Here is a 21,317-nt window from a genome sequence, read left to right on the forward strand (position 1 = left end):
CCCGGTTAGGTAGGCAGCGCTGACATCACGGCGATTCCAGATCGCCCCACAGAGGAGACGCGCACCATGATCACAGGGTCCATTCCCGCACTGGTTACGCCGTTCAAGAACGGTGAACTCGATCTGGTGACGCTGAAGAAACTGGTCGAGTGGCACATCGCCGAAGGCTCGACGGGTCTTGTCCCAGTCGGCACCACCGGCGAAAGCCCGACGCTTTCCCACGAGGAACACCAGAAAGTCATCGAAGTGGTGGTGGAAACCGCCGCTGGCCGGGTGCCGGTGATCGCCGGGGCTGGGTCGAACAACACGTCGGAAGGCATCAGCCTGATCCGCTTTGCCGAGAAGGTCGGCGCCGATGCGGCACTTGTGGTGACGCCCTATTACAACCGCCCGACCCAAGCCGGGCTGGTGGCGCATTTCACCGCCCTGCACGACTGCTGCAATCTGCCGATCATTATCTACAACATCCCGGGCCGCTCGGTGGTGGATATGTTGCCCGACACGATGGGCACCTTGGCGAAACTGCCGCGCATCATCGGGGTGAAAGACGCCACCGGCAAGATTGAGCGCGTCTCGATGCAGCGCGCTACCTGCGGCGCGGATTTCATCCAACTGTCCGGCGAAGACGCCACCGCTCTGGGCTTTAACGCCCACGGCGGTGTTGGCTGTATCTCGGTGACGGCCAACGTAGCGCCGCGCCTGTGTGCCGAGTTCCAAGCCGCCACCCTCGCAGGCGACTACACCAAGGCCCTCGCATACCAAGACAAACTGATGTCGCTGCACGAGGCGATCTTCCTCGAGCCGGGTCTGGTCGGCGCCAAATACGGCCTGTCGCTGCTCGGACTCTGCGCCGAAGACGTCCGCCTGCCGCTGGTCGGCCTGACCGATCCCACCAAAGCCCGCATCAAGGCAGCGATGCAGCACGCGGGCCTGATCTAAGCTTTCATCTTGGCCTAAATATCCCCGCCGGAGGCTCTTTTTGCCAGCCAACGGAGCCTCCGGCGGGAGTATTTCGAAAAGAGCAATTCGGCAGAAAGTCCCGATGACCCCCAACCTGCGCGGCAGCCTTTTCATGACCGCCTCGATGGCGGGCTTTGCGGCAGAGGATGCTTTCCTGAAAGCCGCCAGCCAAGCCATCCCGGTCGGCGAGGCGATTTTGATCATGGGGCTGATCGGCATCGCGGTGTTCGCAGCCCTTGCGATGCGCGCAGGCGATCCGCCGATTCCGCGCGCGATGTTCACTGGCACGATGGCGCTGCGCTCGGGCTTTGAGATCACCGGGCGGCTGTTCTATGCCCTCGCCATTGCGCTGACCCCTATTTCCGTCGCCTCGGCGATCCTGCAAGCCACGCCCTTGGTGGTGGTTCTGGGCGCGGCTGTGATCTTTGGTGAAACCGTCGGGCTGAAACGCTGGCTGCTGATCCTGCTGGGCTTCGTCGGCGTGCTGATCATCCTGCGCCCCGGCCTTGACGGCTTCTCAGCCTTGTCGCTTCTTGCCTTGATCGCCATGCTCGGCTTCGCGGGCCGCGATCTTGCCACCCGTGCCGCGCCCCCGGCGTTGTCGAACGCACAACTCGGCGTCACAGGCTTCATCATGCTGGCACTGTCTGGCATGATTATCACTGTTGTCACCGGAAAAACCGCCCCGCCCAACCCGCAAACCCTTGGCCTGATCGCCGGAGCCGCCACCTTCGGCATCGCCGCCTATGCCGCGCTGACCACCGCGATGCGCAGCGGCGAGATCGCCGTGGTCACCCCATTCCGCTACACCCGCCTGCTGTTTGCCATGATCCTCGGCGTCACCGTGTTCCACGAGCGCCCTGACGCCGCAACCCTGCTGGGCGCTGCGATCATCGTCGCCTGTGGCGTGATCATCCTCGGCCAGAACCGCCGCCGCCGCTAAACACCGCCATCGGCCTTCTGCCCCGCCCTCCGCGTCAGCCGCCCCGCTTCAGCCGATGCTCGATTTGACCCAACCGCACCTGCCGCAGCCCTTCGATCAACAGCGCCGTCAGCAGACCGAAGTTCAAAAGCCCGTTCGCCGCCTCCATGCCCGCCAGCAAACGCCATTCAGCCGCTGGCACCAGATCGCCCAGACCCAGTGTGGAATACGCCACCAGACTGAAATAAACCGCTTCCTCCAAGGTCTTGAACGCCCCCAGCTGTTGATAGGCCAGCGCCCAGACCCAGACGCCCACCGTGACCACGCCCAACACCCAAAGCGAGACGCCGACGAGCAGCAGCACCAACTTGGGCCGATGCGGCGGGCGCAGCAACCAGTGATGCGCCCGCACCAACAATCCTTCCAGCAACATCGCGGCCACCGCCGCCAGCGTGATATTGACCAGCAATAGGCCGGTGCCGATGGCAATCTGAACGAACATCTCAGCCCCGCTTCTGGACTCTGCCGCGCGCAACGCCTATCTCGGGCGCATCATGGCAGAGAAATCCGACCCCAATTCCAAACTGATCGCCGAAAACCGGCGCGCCCGTTTCGATTACCATATAGAATGGGATCTGGAAGCAGGCATCATGCTGCATGGCTCGGAAGTGAAATCCTTGCGCAAGGGCGGCTCGAACATTGCCGAAAGCTATGCGAATGTTGAGGGTGGCGAGCTGTGGTTGATCAACGGCTATATTGCGCCCTATCTGCAAGCCGTGATGTTCCCGCACGATGAGCGCCGCCGCCGTAAGCTACTGGTAAACAAGAAGGAACTGTCTCGCCTGTGGAACGCGGTGGGGCGTGAAGGCATGACCATCGTTCCGTTGAAAATGTATTTCAACGAGCGCGGCATGGTGAAACTGAAGCTCGGCGTCGCCAAAGGTAAAAAACTGGCCGACAAGCGCGCGACCTCGGCCAAGCGCGATTGGGATCGGCAAAAATCACGCATTATGAAAGAAGGCATGAAGGCTAAGCTTTAGCACTCTGCTGAAAACATTGCCTAAATGCCTAGATTCTGGCATAATTCCCCCTATCCGGTCCTAGACCTCCGGGTCCAGAAATGGCCGGGAAATGTCACGCCACAACGGCGGGCATCATGTAGGGAAGGAATGAGTATCATGGATATGAACTTTATCATCCAGCTGATCGCAGGCGCTCTGGGTGGCAACGCGGCAGGTGCGGTGCTGAAAAACCTGAACCTCGGCACTTTGGGCAACTCGATCGTCGGGATTCTCGGCGGCGGTCTGGGCGGCCAGATCCTTGCCATGGTGGGCGGCGCAGGGGCAACTGCGGCGGCCACTGGTGCCACCGATATGACCTCGATCATCACTTCGGTGCTTTCTGGCGGCGTCGGTGGCGGTGTGCTGATGGCGCTTGTCGGCGCGATCAAGAACGCGATGGCGAAAAGCTAATATTCTTGCGCGGGCGTGCCATTGCGCGCCCGCGCTCTCTTGTCTGACAGCGTCCTTGGGTTTAACTGCATCGGCATCCCCGCCGATTTTCGCAGCCCGAGGCCCCAGATGACCCCATCCCCCGCCGATGATCCGAAAACCCTGGTCAGCACCGCTTGGCTCGCCGCGCACCGCGCCGACCCCGATCTGCGGCTGATCGACGCCAGCTGGTATCTGCCCGACACCGGCCGCAACGCAAAGGCCGAGTATCTATCCGCCCATATACCCGGCGCGCGGTTTTTCGACATTGACGAGATCACCGACCAGCGCTCTGCCCTGCCCCACATGGCCCCTCCGCCCGAGAAATTCATCTCGCGTCTGCGCGCCATGGGCATCGGCGATGGGCATCAGGTGGTGATCTATGACGGCTCTGGCCTGTTCTCTGCCGCCCGCGTCTGGTGGACCTTCCGGCTGATGGGCAAGACCGATGTCGCCGTACTGGATGGCGGGCTGCCGAAATGGCGCGCTGAAGGACGAGAGATCGAAGATATGCCCCCCATCGTGCGCGACCGCCACATGACGGTGTCGCGCCAGAACCATCTGGTAAAAGACGTGACGCAAGTCGCCCATGCTGCCAAACTGGGTGAGGCCGAGATTATCGATGCCCGTGGCGCACCCCGCTTCAAGGGTGAGGTGCCAGAGCCCCGCCCCGGCCTGCGCTCCGGCCATATTCCGGGGGCAAAAAACGTGCCCTACAGCACGCTTCTAAATCCCGATGGCACGATGAAATCCCCCGATGCCCTGCGCAGCCTGTTTGAGGCCGCAGGCGTGAACCTGTCAAAACCCGCGATCACCTCTTGCGGCTCGGGCGTGACGGCGGCGATCCTCAGCCTTGCGCTGGAACGCATCGGCCACCGCAACCATGCGCTCTACGATGGCTCTTGGGCCGAATGGGGCATGTATGACGACCTCGCGGTCGAAAAAGGATAAGGTATGCTTGAGACACTGAACCCGCAGCCGCAGGACAAAATCCTGCAACTGATCCAGATGTATAAAGACGATCCGCGCGATAACAAAATCGACCTCGGCGTCGGCGTCTACAAAGACGCCACTGGCCTGACCCCGGTGATGCGCGCCGTGAAAGCCGCCGAGAAAAAGCTGTGGGAGGTGGAAACCACCAAGACCTACACCGGCCTTGCGGGCGAGCCCGCCTATAACGCCGCGATGGTCAAGATGATCCTCGGCGAGGGCTACACCGACCGCGCCGCTTCCGTCGCCACCCCCGGCGGCACGGGCGCGATCCGGCAGGCGCTGGAGCTGATCAAACTGGCCGCACCCAACGCGACCGTCTGGCTCTCCAATCCCACTTGGCCGAACCACCCCTCGATCATCAAATACCTCGGCATGAACATGGCCGACTATCGCTATTTCGACGCTGAAACCCGTGGCATCGACTTTGCTGGGCTGATGGAAGACCTCGCCGGGGTCAAAGCAGGCGATGCCGTTCTGCTGCACGGCTGCTGCCACAACCCCACGGGCGCGAACCTGAACGCTGATCAGTGGGCGCAGGTGGCGAAACTGCTGCTGGCCAAGGGTGCGATCCCCTTCGTTGACCTCGCCTATCAAGGCTTTGGCGATGGGCTGGAACAAGACGCCGCCGCCACAAGGATGATCGCCCAAACCTTCCCCGAAGTCCTCATCGCCGCCTCTTGCAGCAAAAACTTCGGCATCTACCGCGAGCGTACCGGAATCCTGATCGCCCTCGGCGACCCAGCCCGCCGCGCCGTCACCCAAGGCAACCTCGCCTTCCTGAACCGTCAAAACTACAGCTTCCCGCCCGATCACGGCGCACGTCTTGTGACGATGATTCTGGAAGATGACGCCCTGCGCACCGACTGGAAGGCAGAGCTTGAAGAAGTCCGCCTCAACATGCTGACCCTGCGGCAAAGCCTTGCAGATGAATTGCGCCGCGCCACCAACTCGGATCGGTTTGATTTCGTCGCCTTCCATCGCGGCATGTTCAGCCGCCTTGGGCTGACCGAAGCGCAGGTCAACATCCTGCGAGAACAGCACGGCATCTATATGGTCGGCGACAGCCGGATCAACATCGCGGGCCTGAACGCCAAAACCGTGCCAATCCTCGCCAAAGCCATCGCCCAACTCACCGCGTAACCGGAAAATTCAAAATTTTCCGGCACGATTTTCTACTCAGAAAATCGGCTTCAAAATAGAAACGGCCCGCAGGGGGAGGATCCTGCGGGCCGTTCGCTTGTCAACACCCGACGGGGAGGACCACCGGGTGTTGACGTTATCAGCCATGATACGCCGCTTCACCATGCGAAGCCAGATCAAGGCCCTGACGCTCGGTATCCGCATCCACGCGCAGCCCGATGGTCATGTCGATCAGCTTGTAGATGATGAACGAGATCACGCCCGACCACACCAAGGTGATCGCAACCGCTTCGATCTGGATCCAGACCTGTGCGCCGATGGAGTAATCATCGCCTTTGACGCCACCCAGCGAACCCGCCGAGAACACCCCGGTCAGCACTGCACCGATGATCCCGCCGACGCCGTGGATGCCGAACACATCAAGGCTGTCGTCATACTGGAACTTGTTCTTCACCACGGTGACAAAGAAGTAGCAGCCCAGCACCGCAATCACGCCCAGTGCAATCGCACCCATCGGGCCCACTGTGCCACAAGCCGGGGTGATTGCGACCAGACCGGCCACCATACCCGAAGCCGCACCCAGCATCGACGCTTTGCCGCGCTGGATGCCTTCCAACAGCGACCAAGCCAAAGTTGCCGCAGCGGTGGCGACGAAGGTGTTGATCATCGCCAGCGTCGCGCCGCCATTGGCTTCCAAGTTCGAGCCGACGTTGAAGCCAAACCAGCCGAACCACAGCATCGACGCGCCGATCATCGTCATCACCATCGAATGCGGCGCCATGTTTTCTTTGCCATAGCCAACCCGCTTGCCGATCACGAGGCAACCAACCAAAGCCGCGATGCCTGCGTTGATATGCACAACCGTGCCGCCTGCAAAGTCAATCGCACCCATCACGAACAGCAGGCCCGATGCATCCCAAACCATATGCGCGATCGGGAAGTAGACAAACGTCACCCACAAAGCGCAGAACGCCAGAACGGCGGTGAATTTCACACGCTCGGCAAAGGCACCGATGATCAGGCCGGGGGTGATCGCGGCAAAGGTCATCTGGAAGGCGATGAACACGTATTCCGGGATGACATACCCCGCCGAGAACGTCGCCGACATGCTATCCGCCGTCACACCCGACAAGAACAGCTTGCCGAAGCCGCCCCAATAGGGCGAAGTGCCGCCGCCGAAGGTCACCGAATAGCCGTACAGCACCCAGATCACCATCACCATGCAGGCGATCAAAGTGGTCTGCATCAGGATCGACAGCATGTTCTTGCTGCGCACCAAGCCGCCGTAAAACAGCGCAAGGCCGGGGATCGTCATGAACAGCACCAGCGCGGTCGAGGTCATCATCCACGCCACATCGCCCTTGTCCATCACCGGAGCCGCAGCCTCAACCACCGGAGCGGTGGCATCCGTCGCGGTCTGCGCCAAAGCGGGCAAGGCCGCCATGATCGCCGCTGCGCTCAGTCCTAATTTCTTCAGCATGTTCTGTCCCCTCTCACAGCGCATCGTCATCGACATCGCCGGTGCGCACCCGCAGGGCGCTTTCCACATTCAATACGAAAATCTTGCCGTCGCCGATCTTGCCGGTGCGGGCAGTCTTGGTGATCGCCTCCACCACCGCGTCGGCCAGCGCATCGGTGACGACGATCTCCAGCCGCATTTTCGGCACGAAATTCACCGCATATTCTGCACCGCGGTAGATTTCGGTATGGCCCGACTGCATGCCGAAACCCTTGATTTCTGTCACCATCATCCCCTGCACGCCGATCGCGGTCAGCGCTTCGCGGACCTCGTCCAGCTTGTAGGGCTTGATGGCAGCTATGATCATTTTCACGATGCACCCCTTTGTTTCCCAAGGCCCTTGACGACCCCCACTCGTGATCAGGCGGCCTTCGCACCTGCAGCACAAGTTTCAGATGGCGTAAAAATTGGGCGCAGGGGGTCATTGCCCAATATTTAATCACTGCTTCACGCCTGCGATGCAAATTTAAGCGGCAAGGAACCGCGAATCGCCCGCACCGCCGCTTCGCATTTCCCGGTGAACCGAGTAGAGTGGTAAAAACCGCTTAAAAGGGCAAAAACAGGCATGGCGACATCGGGCAAAGGCGGCAAATCGCTGGTGGCAGACCGGCGGTATATCGCGCAAAAAGCGGCTACCACAGGCGGGCGCGGCACCCCGCCGCCGCGTACACCCGCGCCGCGCAAGGCAGCGCCGCGTCGGTCAGGCAATCTGCTCACCCGCTTCATCTCGGGCATCTGGCGGATCATCTGGGGCACGTTCTGGCGCGTTGGCGCGGTGTGCGGCATGGTGCTGGCGGGCATCGTGTTCTATTTCTACCAGCAACTACCCCCAGTGAACGCGCTGCTCGACGGCCGCGCCAAAGGCTCGGTCACCCTCTTAGACCGCAACGACACCGTCTTCGCTTGGCGGGGTGAAACCTTCGGCGGACAGATCACCGCCGACACCGTCTCGCCCTACCTGCTGCACGCCGTCATCGCGACCGAAGACAAACGCTTCTACCAACACTTCGGCGTCAGCCCCCGCGGCATCGCCTCGGCGATCAGCATCAACTTGGCCGCAGGGCGCGGCCCGCTCGAAGGCAACGGCGGCTCGACCATCACCCAACAGGTCGCGAAACTGCTGTGCCTCGGCGTGCCCTATGACCCGAAACAGTGGAAGTCAGAGGCTGATTATGAAGCCGACTGTCGCGGAGGCGGCGTCAAGCGCAAGCTGAAAGAGATCCCCTATGCCATTGCGATGGAAGCGAAATACACCAAGGAAGAAATCCTGACGATCTACTTCAACCGCGCCTATCTCGGTGCCGGTGCGCGCGGGTTTGAAGCCGCAGCCCAGCGCTATTTCGGCACCTCCGCCAATGACCTGACCCCGGCTCAAGCCGCGATGCTGGCAGGCCTGTTGAAAGCCCCGTCGAAATACGCCCCCACCAACAGCCTGAAACGCGCACAAGACCGCGCCGATGTGATCATCGATCTGATGTTGGAACAGGGTTATCTCACCGCCGAAGAAGCCGCCAACGCCCATGCGCATCCGGCCCAGCTGTCCGAAGCCGCGCAAACCAAATCCGGCGGCTTCTTCGCTGACTGGGTGATGGAAACCGCGCCGGATTTCCTGACCTCGACCACAACCGAAGACGTGATCATGCGCACCACGCTGGATCAGAAACTGCAAAAGGATGCTGAAGACGCCCTCGCGTGGGTGTTTGACAACAAGGTCGCCAAAGGCTCGAAAGCCCAAGCCGCGATTGTGGTGATGAGCGCCGACGGCGCCGTGCGTGCCATGGTCGGCGGGCGCAAAACCGAAAACGCGGGCGCGTTCAACCGCGCGACGCAAGCGCTGCGCCAGACCGGATCCTCGTTCAAACCCTTCGTCTACGCCGCAGCGCTAGATCTCGGCTGGTCGCCTTCGGATTATGTCGAGGATGTGCCGCTCACCCTGCATATTCCCGGCTCTGGCGCTTGGACACCGGACAACTACGACAAAAAATTCAAAGGCTTGATCACCCTGACCCAAGCCTTGGAAGAAAGCCGCAACATCCCCGCCGTCCGCGTCTCGGAAGCGGTCGGGCGTGAAGCCGTTGCAAAGGTCGCCAAAGGCTTCGGCATCCTGAACGACATCGCTCCCGGCCCGGCGCTGGCACTCGGGGCCTCGGAATCCACCCTGATTGAGATGACCGGGGCCTATGCCGGCATCCTGAACGGCGGCTCTGCGGTGACGCCCTACGGGCTGGTTGAACTCAAACTCAAGGGCGAGGAAGAAAGCCTGATGGGCGCGGGCGGCGGTATTGGCGAGCGCGTGATTTCAGAAAACGCTGCCAAACTGCTCACATTCATGATGTCCAAGGTTGTTGAGAGTGGCACCGGCACGCGCGCCCGCCTTGATGGCCGCCCGGCTGCAGGCAAAACCGGCACCACAAGTGCGGCGCGCGATGCCTGGTTCATCGGCTTCACCGCCGATTACGTCACCGGCGTCTGGATTGGCTATGATGACAATACGCCGCTAAAAGGTGTCACCGGCGGCGGCCTGCCCGCCGAGATTTGGCACGAGGTGATGACCCGCGTTGAAGACGGCGTGCCTGTCAGCGAACTGCCGTTGATCGTGCCGGAATACCGCGCGCCGCCAAACGCGGGCAATGCGTCAAACCAGCCGATTGATCCGAACGCCGAATTTCCACAAGATCCAGCCTTTCAAGACCCTGCTTATCAGCAACAGCCCGCAGAACCCTCTGTGCCGCTGATGAACCCCAGCGATGATCAGGTTGAGGCTTTGCTGAAAGACATCCTGAAAAGCGGCAACTGAGAGATGGACGCACGGGCTTGATCCCGCGCGCCAAGCTGGCTTATCCTGCCCCTGTCTGAAACAGGTTAGGCGCGGGAAGGTTGGCCCGCCCCCCGGCGACAGCCGGGTCCTTCCGTCACAAACGTGACGGCCCAAGACTATCAAGGCGCGCGCATCCTGCGCGTGCCGATAGGAAGGGTATGAACATGAAACCACGCATTTCCGTTGTCACACTGGGCGTTGCCGATCTTGAACGCGCGCTACGCTTTTATCGCGATGGCCTTGGCCTTTCCACCGAAGGCATCATCGGCCGCGAGTTTGAGCATGGCGCGGTGGCGTTCTTCGATCTGTCTGGCGGGCTGAAACTGGCGATCTGGGCGCAAGACGACATTGCTCATGATACTGGATTACCAAAGCATCCGATCAACCCCACCGCCTTCACCCTTGGTCACAACGTCCTGCAGCGCGAGGAAGTTGACGCAATCCTCGCCGCGGCGCAGCGCGCAGGTGCCGAACTCGTCAAGCCCGCGCAAGATACGTTCTACGGCGGCTATGCTGGTTATTTTCGCGACCCGGACGGACATCTATGGGAAATCGTTTGGAACCCCGAGATGCTGCCGCAAGACTAAGCCAGCGCGAGACGCTCCAACAAAAAAGGCGCATCCCTCACGGGATGCGCCTGATTTTTAGCAGAAAAAGCCCGGCTCAGGCGGTTTTCAAATCGACGATCAGCTTGTCGATATTACCACCGCGCTTGTCCAGCATCGCGCCGATTTCGGTGCGCTCGGACGCCAGCATATTCACGCCTTCAATGATGATGTTGAAGAACAAGTTGCGGCCAGATTTATCCGACACATGCCAGCGCAGATCGAACGGCGCTTGGCCCTTCAGATGCGCCACCGAGATCACCTCGTAATAGCTCTTGATCGGGCGGGCATCGGTGACTTCAATCGAGCCGCCAATAAACTCGCGGAACCGCGCACCATATTTGCGGCTGATATAGCCCTGAAAAGCCTTGGTAAAGCTGGCCATCTGCGCAGAAGACGCCTTCTTGGCAGCAACCCCCAAGGCCGAGCGCGCAATCGTCGGTACATCGGCGTAGCGGCTGAAAATCCGCTCAAAATCGACATACATCGCCGTTTGGCTTTTACCGCTGGCAATCGTGGTGTTGATCTCAGCCACCGCCTTGCCGATCATGTCCTTGGCATCATCCACCGTCAAAGCCAGCGACGGCAGCGGCAAAGCCAGCGCCACCGAGCCCAAAGCAAAGCCAGCCGCAAAGCGGCGACGTGACATCATGGAATGGTTATTGTGCATAGGGGTCCTCAAAGCTTGCATCCGATGGGGCTTCGCCCAGCGTATAGTGTCGGTTTTGCAGATACAGCAGGCGGGCCTGCGCATAGGGGTCTGCGCTATCATATAGGATCGAATCCACCGTATCGCTATGGCGCGCGCGTGATCCAACCTTATCAATCACCTTCGCGCCGGTCACATAGTCACTTTCCGGTGATTTGATCAGGAAACGCAGCGGATTGATCGCATAATCCACCGCGATGCCCACCGTGTCACGCTCGGTCGACGGGCCAAGGATCGGCAACATCTGATAGTTGCCCTCCCCCACGCCCCAGACGTACAGCGTCTCGCCAAAGTCAGTTTCCTGCGCAGGCAACCCCAAAGCGGTCGAGGGGTCAAATAACCCACCGATCCCCGCCGTGGTGTTCACGCCAAAGCGTAGGGTATTGCGCGCCGCGCGCATCAACCGCCCCTGCAACACGTTGTTCACAATATCGCCGGGGGTATCCAAGTTCGCCGCAAAGTTATGCACCCCCGTCAAAATCGGCCCCCGCCCACTGCCCGCCACGCCCGACACCGGCTGCAAAACCGCCTTGTCGACCGCGACGTTGAACGCGAACACTTTGCGGTTAAACCCCTCCGCCGGATCGTTCACCGCATCTGAAACCGGCGCTTTGGCACAACCTGCCACCGCCAGCATTAATGCAATCCCAACACAACCAATGCTAAATCGGCTTATTGTTTCAGAAAGAGATGGAATCACTTGCGCCATACTTCTACATTCCCGCCGAGGTTTACGCGCCTAACATAGATTTTGTCTGTGAAAGACAAGCGATAAGCGGCGCAGCGATCTAAGACAACGGCCAAACGTGGCCAAGGGGTGACGCTGGATGTTTTCCGCCGATCCTTTTGGCTGTAAAAATGGGCTGCGGGACAAAAACAGGCTGCAAAGTGAAGCAGGCTGCGGGCAGGAACGGAGATGGCGATGAGCCAAACAGACAACCGTCGCGGGGAAGCAGAGCTTCGCGCGGCACGGGCCGATCAACGCGGCCTCTTGTGGGCCGTCGCTTTGTTCTCGGTCTTCGCCAACGCCTTGCAACTCACCGGCTCGCTCTACATGCTGCAGGTCTACGACCGCGTGCTGGGTTCGCGCTCCGTGGCCACCCTCGTCGCGCTGTCGGTGCTGGTGACCTTCCTGTTCCTCGCCCTAGGCATCCTCGACAACGTCCGCGCCCGCGTCATGGCCCGCATCGGTGCCAAAATGCAGGATCGCTTGGATCGCCGGGTGTTCTCCGCCGCGATGCGCCGTCTGACCCTGCAACCGAATGAGCCCACCGCCATCGCCGCCCAACGCGACCTTGAAGCGATCCAGCGGCTTTGGGCCTCGCCTGTCCTCCTGGCCCTGTTCGACCTGCCGTTCATGCCGCTGTTCTTCATCGCGATCTACATCTTCCACCCCTATCTGTTCCTGCTCTCGCTCGTCGGCGGCATCATCTTGGTGATCGTCACCATCCTGAACCAACGCCTCACCCTCGCGCCCCTGACCCGCACCAACAACCTTACCCTCGGGGCCGAGCGGATGTCCGACCTGATCAAGGGCGAATCCGAAACCGTGCAGGCCCTCGGCATGACCACCGCCACCTTTGATCGCTGGCAAAAAGCCCGCGGCGCGGCGCTCGCCGCCAGCATCAAGGCGGGCGACCTTGCAGGCAGCTTCGGCGGCATCAGCAAAACCTTCCGCGTCTTCCTGCAATCGGCCATGCTTGGCCTTGGCGCTTACCTTGTGCTGCAAGGCCAACTCTCCTCGGGTGCTATGATCGCAGGCTCCATCCTGATGGGCCGCGCTTTGTCGCCGATCGAGCAAGTCATCGGCCAATGGGCGGTGATAACCCGCGCGCAGGAAGCCAACCGCCGCCTGTCCGACCTGCTGACCAAAATGCCAGAGGAACCGCCCCGCACCGCGCTGCCGCACCCTAAGGCAATTCTCGAAGCACAAAACCTCACCGTCATTCCGCCCGGTGAACAGCAAGCCGTCTTGCGCGCCATCAACTTCCGGCTAGAGCCCGGCCAAGCCCTCGGCGTGATCGGGCCGTCAGGCGCTGGCAAATCCACCCTCGCCCGCGCGCTGATCGGCGTGTGGAAACCCGCAGGCGGCAAAGTCCGCCTCGATGGCGCGACGCTGGATCAATACGACCCCGACATCCTCGGCAGCTATGTCGGCTACCTGCCGCAGCGCATCACTCTGTTCGACGGCACGATTGCCGAGAACATCGCCCGCCTGCAAGACCACGCCGATGCCACCAAGATCGTCGATGCCGCCAAACGCGCCGCCGCGCATGAGATGATCATCAAACTGCCCGAAGGCTACGACACCCGCATCAGCCAGATCGGCGGTCGGCTGTCTGGTGGCCAAATCCAGCGCATCGGCCTCGCCCGTGCCCTCTACAACAACCCGGTGATCCTTGTGCTGGACGAGCCGAACTCCAACCTCGACAATGACGGCACCATTGCGCTGAACACCGCGATCCGCACCACCAAAGAGGCAGGCGGTGCGGTGCTGATCATGGCGCACCGCCCCGCCGCCATTCAGGAATGTGAACTGCTGCTGGTGCTGGAAGACGGCATGCGCCGCGCCTTCGGCCCCCGCGATGCCGTGCTGCGTGAGATGGTGAAAAACCACAGCCAGATCACCCAAGCGACAGCACCCGGAGGCGTATCATGACCCACCTTCCCGCTGAACGCCCGCATGGCACAGAACTGCAAAAAATAGCCGCGAAAAACCCGCCCTCCACCCTTGCCCCGGCTTGGTCGGCCCGCCGCCCAGTGATCATCGGCCTGACCACCGTAGCGCTTCTGGTGTTCGGCTTCGGCGGCTGGTCGCTGACCACCGAAATCGACGGTGCCATCGTCGCCAATGGCCAGCTTGAGGTCGAGCAGAACAAGCAGATCGTCAACCACCCCGATGGCGGCGTTGTCGCCGAAATCGCGGTGAAAGAGGCCCAAGCCGTGAAAGCAGGCGATCTTCTGATCCGCCTCGACGGCAGCCTGCTGCAATCGGAACTCGCCATCGTCGAAGGCCAGTTGTTTGAAATGCTCGCCCGCAAAGCCCGTCTGGAAGCCGAGCGTGACGACAAAGACGCGCCCAGCTTTACGGGTGAAATCTTCGAACTTGCCAAAACCCGCCCCGATGTTGCCGAACAGATTGAAGGCCAGCGCAAGCTGTTCTTCGCCCGCAAGGAAAGCCTCGCGCGGCAAGGCGATCAACTCGTCAAACGCGGCGGCCAAATCGCCTCGCAGATCGAGGGCATCAACGCCCAGATTGACGCGCTGAAACAACAGCTTGCCCTGATCGAACAAGAACTGATCGCGCAGCAAACCCTGCTCGATAAGGGCCTCGCGCAATCCAGCCGCGTATTGGAGCTAGAGCGCAACAAGGCCTCCCTGCAAGGCAGCATGGGTGAGTTGATCGCCTCCAAAGCCCAAGCCGAAGGCCGTGGCACCGAGATTGATCTGGAAGTGTTGCGCCTTGCCGCCGTGCGTCGCGAAGAAGCCAACACTCAGCTGCGCGATCTTGGTCCGCAAGCCTTGGAACTGGTCGAACGCCGCCGCGCTTTGATCGAACGCATCGCCCGGCTGGACATCCGCGCCCCAGTTTCGGGCCTTGTGCTGGGCCTGCAAGTCACCTCGCCGCGCTCGGTTCTGCGCGCAGCGGAACCGGTGCTGTATATCATCCCGCAAGACCGCCCCTTGGTGATCACCGCCCAAATCCAGCCTATCCACATCGACGAAGTCCATGTCGGCCAACGCGTCCGCCTCGCCTTCCCGGCGTTTTCGGCCCGCACCACGCCGGAAATCTTTGGCCATGTCGCCACGATCTCCGCCGATGCTTTGGTCGATCAGCGCACCCAAGCCAGCTATTTCCGCGCCGAGATCCTGCTGGATGATGGCGAGTTGGCCAAACTGAAAACCCAAACCCTGCTGCCCGGTATGCCGGTGGAAGCCTTTATCGAAACCGGCGCGCGCTCACCGATGAGCTACCTTTTGAAGCCGTTCACCGATTACTTCAAACTGGCGTTCCGCGAGGGGTGATTTCTTGCGAGCTGGCGCTCTGCTTGGCCAAAGCCGGGGGTTTCACACCCCCGGACCCCCGTGGGATATTTGCGCACAGAGGATGACCAGAAGAACAGGTTTGTTCTGAATACTGGGTAAATCGTTAAAAATCTCTTAACGGTCATATATCAACACCTTGATAATAAAGACTATAAAAAGGTCCCGAGTTGGGACCAAGCAAGCCTTGCCCCCAGCCTTTGCGCCGGATAGCCTGCCGCCAAACCTGATCAGGAGCCGAAAATGTCCAGCATCGAATCCCGCCTCGCCGAGCTTAACGTCACCCTCCCCGACGCCCCCGCCCCGGCCGCCAATTACGTCCCCTTCGTGCAGGTCGGAAACCTCGTCCACATCTCTGGCCAGATCAGCCAAACCTCCGCTGGCCTGATCAAAGGCAAACTCGGCGCCGATGTGACGGTTGAGGCCGGGGCCGAAGCCGCGAAAGCCTGCGCGATCTCTCTGCTGGCGCAGCTGAAGAAAGCCTGCGGCGGCGATCTCTCCCGCGTGGTCCGCGCCGTCAAACTGGTCGGCTTCGTCAACTCCACCGCCGATTTCACCGACCAACCCAAAGTCATCAACGGCGCGTCAGATTTCCTCGTCGCAGCCCTCGGCGACGCAGGCCGCCACGCCCGCTCCGCCGTCTCCGCCGCCTCGCTCCCCTTCGGCGTCGCGGTGGAAATCGAAGGCATCTTCGAGATCAACTGATGCGCGTCCCCTTGCCTGCGGCGTTCCTAAACGCCCCCCTCGCCCACCGCGCCTATCATGATCGTAGTTTGGGTCGCCCCGAAAACTCTCGGGGGGCGATTACGGCTGCGATTACGGCAGGCTACGGCATCGAGATTGATCTGCAACTGTCCAGCGATGGGGTTGCGATGGTGTTCCATGATGAGGCGCTCGATCGTCTCACCACCCACACCGGCCTGATCAAACACCACACCGCCACAGCCCTCGCCCAGATCAAACTGCGCGACAGCGAGGAAACCATCCCGACCCTAGCCGAAATCCTCACTCTCGTCGCAGGCCGCACCCCGCTGCTGATCGAGATCAAAGACCAGACCGACACCATGTCCGACACCGATGGCCCTCTTGACGCTGCAACCGCCGCGCAGCTGGCAAGCTACCAAGGCCCGGTCGCCGTGATGTCGTTCAACCCGCATTCTATCGCCCACATCGCCCGTCTCGCCCCGCAAATCCCGCGCGGCCTCACCACCTCGGCCTATGACCCCGCCGACTGGGCCCCCCTCTCCCCCACAACCTGCGACCGCCTGCGCGCCATCCCCGATTACGACCGCACCCTCTCCAGCTTCATCAGCCACGAAGCCGCCGACCTCAGCCGCCCCCGCGTGGCTGATCTGAAATGCCAAGGCGCCGCAATTTTGTGCTGGACGATCCGCAGCCCTGCGGCTGAAGCCGAAGCCCGCAAAATTGCGCAGAATATCACCTTTGAAGCCTACGCCGCCGCGCTGCCCGATTGACGAAATCCGCTGCCAACCTATCTTCTCAGCGGCAGCAATACTCTCGGGGGTCTGGGGGCCAAACGGCCCCCAGCCTTACCGCAAACACAGGCGGATGATGCAAGCAGAGCTTCTCAACGGCATGTCTGACCTGACGGCGGCAGAGTGGGATGCGCTCGCCTGCCCCGAACCGGGCCGCCCACTTGACCCCTTCACCACGCATCGGTTTTTATCCGCGCTGGACCGCTCGCATTCCACCGGGAAAGGCACCGGCTGGCAGCCGCACCCGCTGATCCTGCGCGATGAAACCCCCGTCGCCGCCCTGCCGCTTTACGTCAAATCCCACAGTCAGGGCGAGTATATCTTTGACCACGGTTGGGCGCAGGCGTTGGAGCGCGCTGGCGGCAGCTACTACCCGAAACTGCAAGTGGCCGTGCCGTTCACGCCAGCGTCCGGGCGGCGGTTTCTGGGTGATCGCGCCCTACGGGAGACCCTGCTGGAGGCCGCCATTGGCCTCACCGATCAGAACAACCTATCCTCGCTGCACATCACCTTCTGCACCGAAGATGAAGCGGACTCACTGGCGGGCAAGCACGGGTTGCTGCACCGCATAACCCAACAATTTCATTGGGAAAATCGCAGCTACGCGGCGTTTGATGATTTCCTTGCTGACCTCTCCAGCCGCAAACGCAAAATGATCCGTAAGGAGCGCGAAACCGCCCGCGCCTCTGGCCTCACCATCCGCACCCTGACCGGAGATCAAATCGAAGCCGCGCATTGGGATGCGTTCTGGATTTTCTATCAAGACACCGGCAGCCGCAAATGGGGCACACCCTATCTGACCCGCGCCTTCTTCGATGAAATCCAATCCACGATGCGCGACGATGTGCTGCTGGTGCTGGCGTTCAATGGCGAGACCCCGGTGGCGGGCGCGCTGAATTTCATCGGCCGCGACACGCTTTATGGCCGCTATTGGGGCTGCATCGAGGATCACCCCTGCCTGCATTTTGAACTCTGCTACTATCAGGCCATCGACTGGGCGATCAGCCACGGCCTGTCGCGGGTTGAAGCGGGTGCGCAGGGTGAACACAAACTCGCGCGCGGCTATCTGCCGATGCCGGTGCATTCGCTGCACTATGTTGCAGATCGGTCTTTCCGTAACGCCGTGGCGCGGTATCTTGTGGAAGAACGCCGCACGGTGGACGAAGAAATTGAAGTGCTGACCGCTTACGGCCCGTTCCGCCGGGTAGACTCGGAAGATTGAAAGGAAGAACCATGGCTGAGCTGTTAAGCACCGAAGACCGCGCCGCTTTGCCCGCTTTGGGCGAAACCGGATGGGGGGCCGTTCCAGACCGCGATGCGATCCGCAAAGTTTGGAAATTCAAGAATTTTTCCGAAGCCTGGGGCTTTATGGCCCGCGCGGCTTTGGCGGCAGAAAAGCTGAACCATCACCCGGAATGGTCGAACAAATTCAATATCGTCGATGTCACGCTGGTCACCCATGACTGCAAGGGCCTATCGGCCTTGGACATCAGCTTGGCCAAACAAATGGACAAAATCGCAGGCAGCGCCGAGGTAATCCACAACCACTCCGAGCCGATTTCCTGCCTGTGTGAAACCCGCGCAAACCGGATCGCCTAAGATTTGTGACTCTGCATTCACATAGGCATGAATGCAGAGTCGCATTGGTGTCAGATCGCCGCCAGCATCGCTTCGCCACCGGAAATCTCGCAACCGCCACCCGGCAGTTCGACATGCAGTACCTTGACCACACCATCCACAGCATAAAGCGCATAGCGTTTCGAGCGGTCAAAGAACCCAACCGCCGGGGCGGAAAACGCCATACCCACCGCTTTGGTGAAGCTGGCATCGACGTCCGCCGCCATGGTGATCCCGGCCGCATTGGCCCCGGTCGAATCGCCCCAAGCTTTCATCACAAACGCGTCGTTGACCGAAAGACAGATCACCTCATCCACGCCTTTGGCTGCCAATTTTTCGCGGGTGCGGATGAAACTGGGCACATGGGCCGTGGTGCAGGTGCTGGTATACGCGCCGGGAAGCCCGAAGATCACCACGTTGCGCCCGGCGAGCCTTGACGCCAGTGACACCGCCTCCGGCCCATTTCCGCCCATAACCTGCACAGATGCATCCGGCAGTTTGGCCCCAACAGAAATCGTCATAATCTATCCCTCTCGCGTTGCGTTACCTGTCCTGCGGGATATAGGGTCCGCGCAAACATTCGACCAGAGGGAGTGCGCATGACGGACGTGGTTGTAATCGGGGCCGGGCAGGCCGGGGCCGCATTGGTGGCAAAATTGCGCGCATTGGGGCATCAGGGCAGCATCACTTTGATCGGGGAGGAAACCGCACCGCCCTATCAGCGCCCGCCTTTGTCCAAGGCCTATCTGCTGGGCGAGATGGAGGAAGAACGGCTGTGGCTGCGCGGCCCGGATTTCTACACCGAGCACGATATCACCTTGAAACTGGGGCATAAAGTCTCGGCGATTGAACCGATCACCCGCAAGGTGATGATCGGCAATGACGTTATCCCCTATGACGAGCTGGTGCTGACCACTGGATCGTATCCCCGGCGCTTGCCCAGCAATATCGGCGGCGATCTGGCCGGAATTTACACCGTGCGCAGTCTGGCCGACGTGGATGCGATGAAGCCCGAATTCGCAGCCGGACGGCGTTTGGTGGTGATTGGCGGCGGCTATATTGGGCTTGAGGCGGCAGCGGTTGGCGCCAAACTTGGCCTCGATGTAATGGTGGTCGAGATGGCACCGCGAATCCTGCAACGGGTGGCGGCACCTGAAACCAGCGATTATTTCCGCGCCTTGCATACAGCACACGGGGTGAAAATCCTCGAATCGACGGGGCTTGAGAAGATCTTGGGCGAGGGCCGCGTCTCGGGCGTGCGTCTGACCGATGGCACGGAACTGCCCGCCGATTTCATCATCGCGGGTGTTGGGATTTTGCCCGGCACCGGGCTGGCTGAGGCGGCCGGTTTGACGATTGAGAACGGTATCAAAACCGACGAATACGGCCGCACCTCGGACCCGCATATCTGGTCGGCAGGCGATTGCGCCAGCTTTCCTCACAAGGGTGGGCGTTGGCGGCTGGAATCGGTCGGCAATGCGATTGATCAGGCCGAAATCGTTGCCGAAAACATCATGGGCGCGGGCAAGATCTATGAGGCAGCACCGTGGTTCTGGTCGGATCAATACGACTGCAAACTGCAAATCGCCGGGCTGAATGTGGGCTATGATAACATCGTCACGCGCGGCCCCGATGGCGACAGTGTCAGCTTCTGGTATTTCCAGGGAGATACCCTGCTCGCCGTCGATGCGATGAATGATCCGCGCGCCTATATGGTGGGCAAGCGGTTGATTGAAAACGGAAAATCTCCGTCTAAAGCCGCTTTGAAAGACCCCGCGACCGAGATGAAATCGCTGCTGAAAGCATGAGGATCATCGGCGGTAGCGCCCGGGGCCTGCATCTGACCCCGGTGGGGATCGGCGACGCGCAAGCGCATCTGCGCCCCACCTCGGATCGCGTGCGCGAGTCGATTTTCAACCTGCTGATCAACGGCGGTTATGGCAATCCGCTGCGCGATGCCCGCGTGCTCGATGTGTTCGCGGGCACGGGGGCACTGGGTTTGGAGGCTTTGTCGCGGGGGGCATCCTCGGCGGTGTTTCTCGAAAACGGCGTGGCGGCAACCGCCCTGCTAAAGCGCAATATCGCGCTGATGCGGGCGGAAACGCGTGCGGAAATCCTGCGCCGCGATGCAACCAAGCCGGGGCTCAATCCGGGTGCAGCCTTCGAGGTGATTTTCCTCGACCCACCCTATGGCAAAGCGATGGGAGAGGCGGCCTTGCTGGCCTTAGCCCCATGGCTGGCCCCAGAAGCTCTTGTTATCTGGGAGGAAAGCACAAAGCCAATCCCCCCCGCCGGATTTGAACCCCTTGATCAACGCAAATACGGCGACACACTTGTCACCCTGCTGAAAGCGCCTGCATGACTCCCAAAGCTGTGATTTTCGACTGTGATGGCGTGGTCGTCGACAGTGAACCGATGCTGTTTGATCTGCTGGCTGCCGATCTTACGCAGCATGGCCTGCCGATGGCAGTGGAGAGCCTGCACCACATCTTCCTTGGCATGACCCTGCAAGGCCTACGCGACAAAGCCAACACGATGGGCGCGCGCTTGCCCGCCGATTGGTGCGATGATTTCTACGCCCGGCTTTATGCCAAACTGACGCTGGGCACGCCGCTGGTGCCGGGGATTTTGGCCGTGTTGGATGCGCTGGACGCGGCGAGGATTCCCTATGCGATGGGCTCGAACGGTTCGGCGGAAAAGATGCAGATCACCTTGGGGCAGCACGGATTGATCGCGCGCTTTAAGGGGCTTTTTTCAGGGCAAACTTTGGGAAAACCCAAGCCTGCACCCGACCTATACCTGCACGCGGCGGCGGCTTTGGGCGTTGATCCCAGCGACTGCATTGTGATCGAAGACAGCCCAACTGGCGCGCGCGCAGCCCAAGCCGCAGGGATGCGCTGTATGGGCTATGCACCGCAGGGCAGCGCGACACTGGCGGCTGAGGGTGCGGTTCTTTTCAGCGATATGAAAGACTTACCAACGCTGTTGGGGCTTTAGCCCGGCG

At 61.0% G+C, this 21,317-nt stretch carries 23 protein-coding genes; 17 read left to right on the top strand and 6 right to left on the bottom strand.

Going from position 1 to position 21,317, the window contains the following annotated elements; all coding sequences use genetic code 11:
* Nucleotides 1-66: 66 nt before the first annotated feature.
* Together dapA and ACS5RD_RS23980 are read left to right on the top strand one after the other, a co-directional pair.
* Nucleotides 67-939, top strand: a complete 873-nt coding sequence (gene dapA / locus ACS5RD_RS23975) for a 4-hydroxy-tetrahydrodipicolinate synthase (RefSeq protein WP_489929425.1) — start codon at nt 67-69, stop codon at nt 937-939.
* A 103-nt stretch (nt 940-1,042) separates the two neighbouring features.
* A complete protein-coding gene (locus tag ACS5RD_RS23980) occupies nt 1,043-1,903 on the top strand; it encodes a DMT family transporter (RefSeq protein ID WP_489929426.1) in 861 nt (286 codons plus the stop codon).
* A 34-nt stretch (nt 1,904-1,937) separates the two neighbouring features.
* On the opposite strand, the gene ACS5RD_RS23985 is transcribed toward ACS5RD_RS23980, so the two are convergent.
* Nucleotides 1,938-2,384 (bottom strand): potassium channel family protein, encoded by a 447-nt coding sequence (locus ACS5RD_RS23985; RefSeq protein ID WP_054008208.1) that lies wholly within the window; start codon nt 2,382-2,384, stop codon nt 1,938-1,940.
* Nucleotides 2,385-2,436: 52 nt separating this feature from the next.
* Between ACS5RD_RS23985 and smpB the strand changes: the two genes are divergently transcribed.
* The 4 genes from smpB to ACS5RD_RS24005 all read left to right on the top strand — a co-directional run bounded on the left by smpB (nt 2,437) and on the right by ACS5RD_RS24005 (nt 5,505).
* A complete protein-coding gene (smpB, locus tag ACS5RD_RS23990) occupies nt 2,437-2,922 on the top strand; it encodes an SsrA-binding protein SmpB (protein ID WP_054008209.1) in 486 nt (161 codons plus the stop codon).
* Nucleotides 2,923-3,060: 138 nt separating this feature from the next.
* A complete protein-coding gene (locus ACS5RD_RS23995) occupies nt 3,061-3,354 on the top strand; it encodes a hypothetical protein (RefSeq protein WP_489929427.1) in 294 nt (97 codons plus the stop codon).
* 108 nt (nt 3,355-3,462) lie between these two features.
* The gene (gene sseA / locus ACS5RD_RS24000) at nt 3,463-4,323 is read left to right on the top strand and encodes a 3-mercaptopyruvate sulfurtransferase (RefSeq protein WP_489929428.1); all 861 of its coding nucleotides are present in this window, start codon (nt 3,463-3,465) and stop codon (nt 4,321-4,323) included.
* 3 nt (nt 4,324-4,326) lie between these two features.
* Nucleotides 4,327-5,505 (top strand): amino acid aminotransferase, encoded by a 1,179-nt coding sequence (locus ACS5RD_RS24005; RefSeq protein ID WP_489929429.1) that lies wholly within the window; start codon nt 4,327-4,329, stop codon nt 5,503-5,505.
* A 139-nt stretch (nt 5,506-5,644) separates the two neighbouring features.
* Here ACS5RD_RS24005 and ACS5RD_RS24010 read toward each other — a convergent pair whose 3' ends face one another.
* Together ACS5RD_RS24010 and ACS5RD_RS24015 are read right to left on the bottom strand one after the other, a co-directional pair.
* A complete protein-coding gene (locus ACS5RD_RS24010) occupies nt 5,645-6,985 on the bottom strand; it encodes an ammonium transporter (RefSeq protein ID WP_202905662.1) in 1,341 nt (446 codons plus the stop codon).
* Nucleotides 6,986-6,998: 13 nt separating this feature from the next.
* Complete coding sequence (locus tag ACS5RD_RS24015; protein ID WP_054008213.1) at nt 6,999-7,337, bottom strand: P-II family nitrogen regulator; 339 nt, start codon at nt 7,335-7,337, stop codon at nt 6,999-7,001.
* A 252-nt stretch (nt 7,338-7,589) separates the two neighbouring features.
* On the opposite strand from ACS5RD_RS24015, the gene ACS5RD_RS24020 reads away from it, so the two are divergent.
* Together ACS5RD_RS24020 and ACS5RD_RS24025 are read left to right on the top strand one after the other, a co-directional pair.
* On the top strand, nt 7,590-9,821 hold the full coding sequence (locus ACS5RD_RS24020) for a transglycosylase domain-containing protein (RefSeq protein WP_054008214.1): 2,232 nt from the start codon (nt 7,590-7,592) through the stop codon (nt 9,819-9,821).
* A gap of 185 nt (nt 9,822-10,006) precedes the next feature.
* Nucleotides 10,007-10,429, top strand: coding sequence for a VOC family protein (locus tag ACS5RD_RS24025; RefSeq protein WP_489929430.1), 423 nt, complete (start codon nt 10,007-10,009; stop codon nt 10,427-10,429).
* Between the two features lie 76 nt (nt 10,430-10,505).
* On the opposite strand, the gene ACS5RD_RS24030 is transcribed toward ACS5RD_RS24025, so the two are convergent.
* The gene (locus tag ACS5RD_RS24030; protein ID WP_489929431.1) at nt 10,506-11,117 is read right to left on the bottom strand and encodes an MlaC/ttg2D family ABC transporter substrate-binding protein; all 612 of its coding nucleotides are present in this window, start codon (nt 11,115-11,117) and stop codon (nt 10,506-10,508) included.
* The gene (locus ACS5RD_RS24035; protein ID WP_489929432.1) at nt 11,107-11,793 is read right to left on the bottom strand and encodes an MlaA family lipoprotein; all 687 of its coding nucleotides are present in this window, start codon (nt 11,791-11,793) and stop codon (nt 11,107-11,109) included. The genes ACS5RD_RS24030 and ACS5RD_RS24035 overlap by 11 nt, the downstream gene beginning before the upstream one ends.
* A gap of 285 nt (nt 11,794-12,078) precedes the next feature.
* Here ACS5RD_RS24035 and ACS5RD_RS24040 point away from each other — a divergent pair, with 285 nt between their 5' ends.
* The 6 genes from ACS5RD_RS24040 to ACS5RD_RS24065 all read left to right on the top strand — a co-directional run bounded on the left by ACS5RD_RS24040 (nt 12,079) and on the right by ACS5RD_RS24065 (nt 18,295).
* Nucleotides 12,079-13,815 (top strand): type I secretion system permease/ATPase, encoded by a 1,737-nt coding sequence (locus tag ACS5RD_RS24040; protein ID WP_489929433.1) that lies wholly within the window; start codon nt 12,079-12,081, stop codon nt 13,813-13,815.
* A complete protein-coding gene (locus ACS5RD_RS24045; RefSeq protein WP_489929434.1) occupies nt 13,812-15,182 on the top strand; it encodes an HlyD family type I secretion periplasmic adaptor subunit in 1,371 nt (456 codons plus the stop codon). Before ACS5RD_RS24040 ends, ACS5RD_RS24045 begins: the two co-directional genes overlap by 4 nt.
* A gap of 261 nt (nt 15,183-15,443) precedes the next feature.
* Nucleotides 15,444-15,905 (top strand): RidA family protein, encoded by a 462-nt coding sequence (locus ACS5RD_RS24050; protein WP_304926524.1) that lies wholly within the window; start codon nt 15,444-15,446, stop codon nt 15,903-15,905.
* The gene (locus ACS5RD_RS24055) at nt 15,905-16,675 is read left to right on the top strand and encodes a glycerophosphodiester phosphodiesterase family protein (RefSeq protein WP_489929435.1); all 771 of its coding nucleotides are present in this window, start codon (nt 15,905-15,907) and stop codon (nt 16,673-16,675) included. Before ACS5RD_RS24050 ends, ACS5RD_RS24055 begins: the two co-directional genes overlap by 1 nt.
* Before the next feature lie 94 nt (nt 16,676-16,769).
* Nucleotides 16,770-17,918: a GNAT family N-acetyltransferase gene (locus ACS5RD_RS24060; RefSeq protein ID WP_489929436.1), complete on the top strand. Its 1,149-nt coding sequence runs from the start codon at nt 16,770-16,772 to the stop codon at nt 17,916-17,918.
* Between the two features lie 11 nt (nt 17,919-17,929).
* Nucleotides 17,930-18,295, top strand: coding sequence for a 4a-hydroxytetrahydrobiopterin dehydratase (locus ACS5RD_RS24065; protein WP_489929437.1), 366 nt, complete (start codon nt 17,930-17,932; stop codon nt 18,293-18,295).
* 50 nt (nt 18,296-18,345) lie between these two features.
* Here ACS5RD_RS24065 and ACS5RD_RS24070 read toward each other — a convergent pair whose 3' ends face one another.
* Complete coding sequence (locus tag ACS5RD_RS24070) at nt 18,346-18,834, bottom strand: peroxiredoxin (protein WP_489929438.1); 489 nt, start codon at nt 18,832-18,834, stop codon at nt 18,346-18,348.
* A gap of 78 nt (nt 18,835-18,912) precedes the next feature.
* Between ACS5RD_RS24070 and ACS5RD_RS24075 the strand changes: the two genes are divergently transcribed.
* From ACS5RD_RS24075 to ACS5RD_RS24085, 3 genes are read left to right on the top strand one after another with little or no spacing between them, the layout of a single operon-like run.
* Entirely contained in the window at nt 18,913-20,121 is a 1,209-nt protein-coding gene (locus ACS5RD_RS24075) for an NAD(P)/FAD-dependent oxidoreductase (protein ID WP_489929439.1), read from the top strand.
* A complete protein-coding gene (gene rsmD, locus ACS5RD_RS24080; RefSeq protein WP_054008222.1) occupies nt 20,118-20,675 on the top strand; it encodes a 16S rRNA (guanine(966)-N(2))-methyltransferase RsmD in 558 nt (185 codons plus the stop codon). Before ACS5RD_RS24075 ends, rsmD begins: the two co-directional genes overlap by 4 nt.
* Nucleotides 20,672-21,310, top strand: a complete 639-nt coding sequence (locus ACS5RD_RS24085; RefSeq protein ID WP_489929440.1) for an HAD family hydrolase — start codon at nt 20,672-20,674, stop codon at nt 21,308-21,310. Before rsmD ends, ACS5RD_RS24085 begins: the two co-directional genes overlap by 4 nt.
* The last annotated feature ends 7 nt before the right edge of the window (nt 21,311-21,317 follow it).

Source organism: Cypionkella sp. PAMC25878 (genome assembly GCF_058135695.1).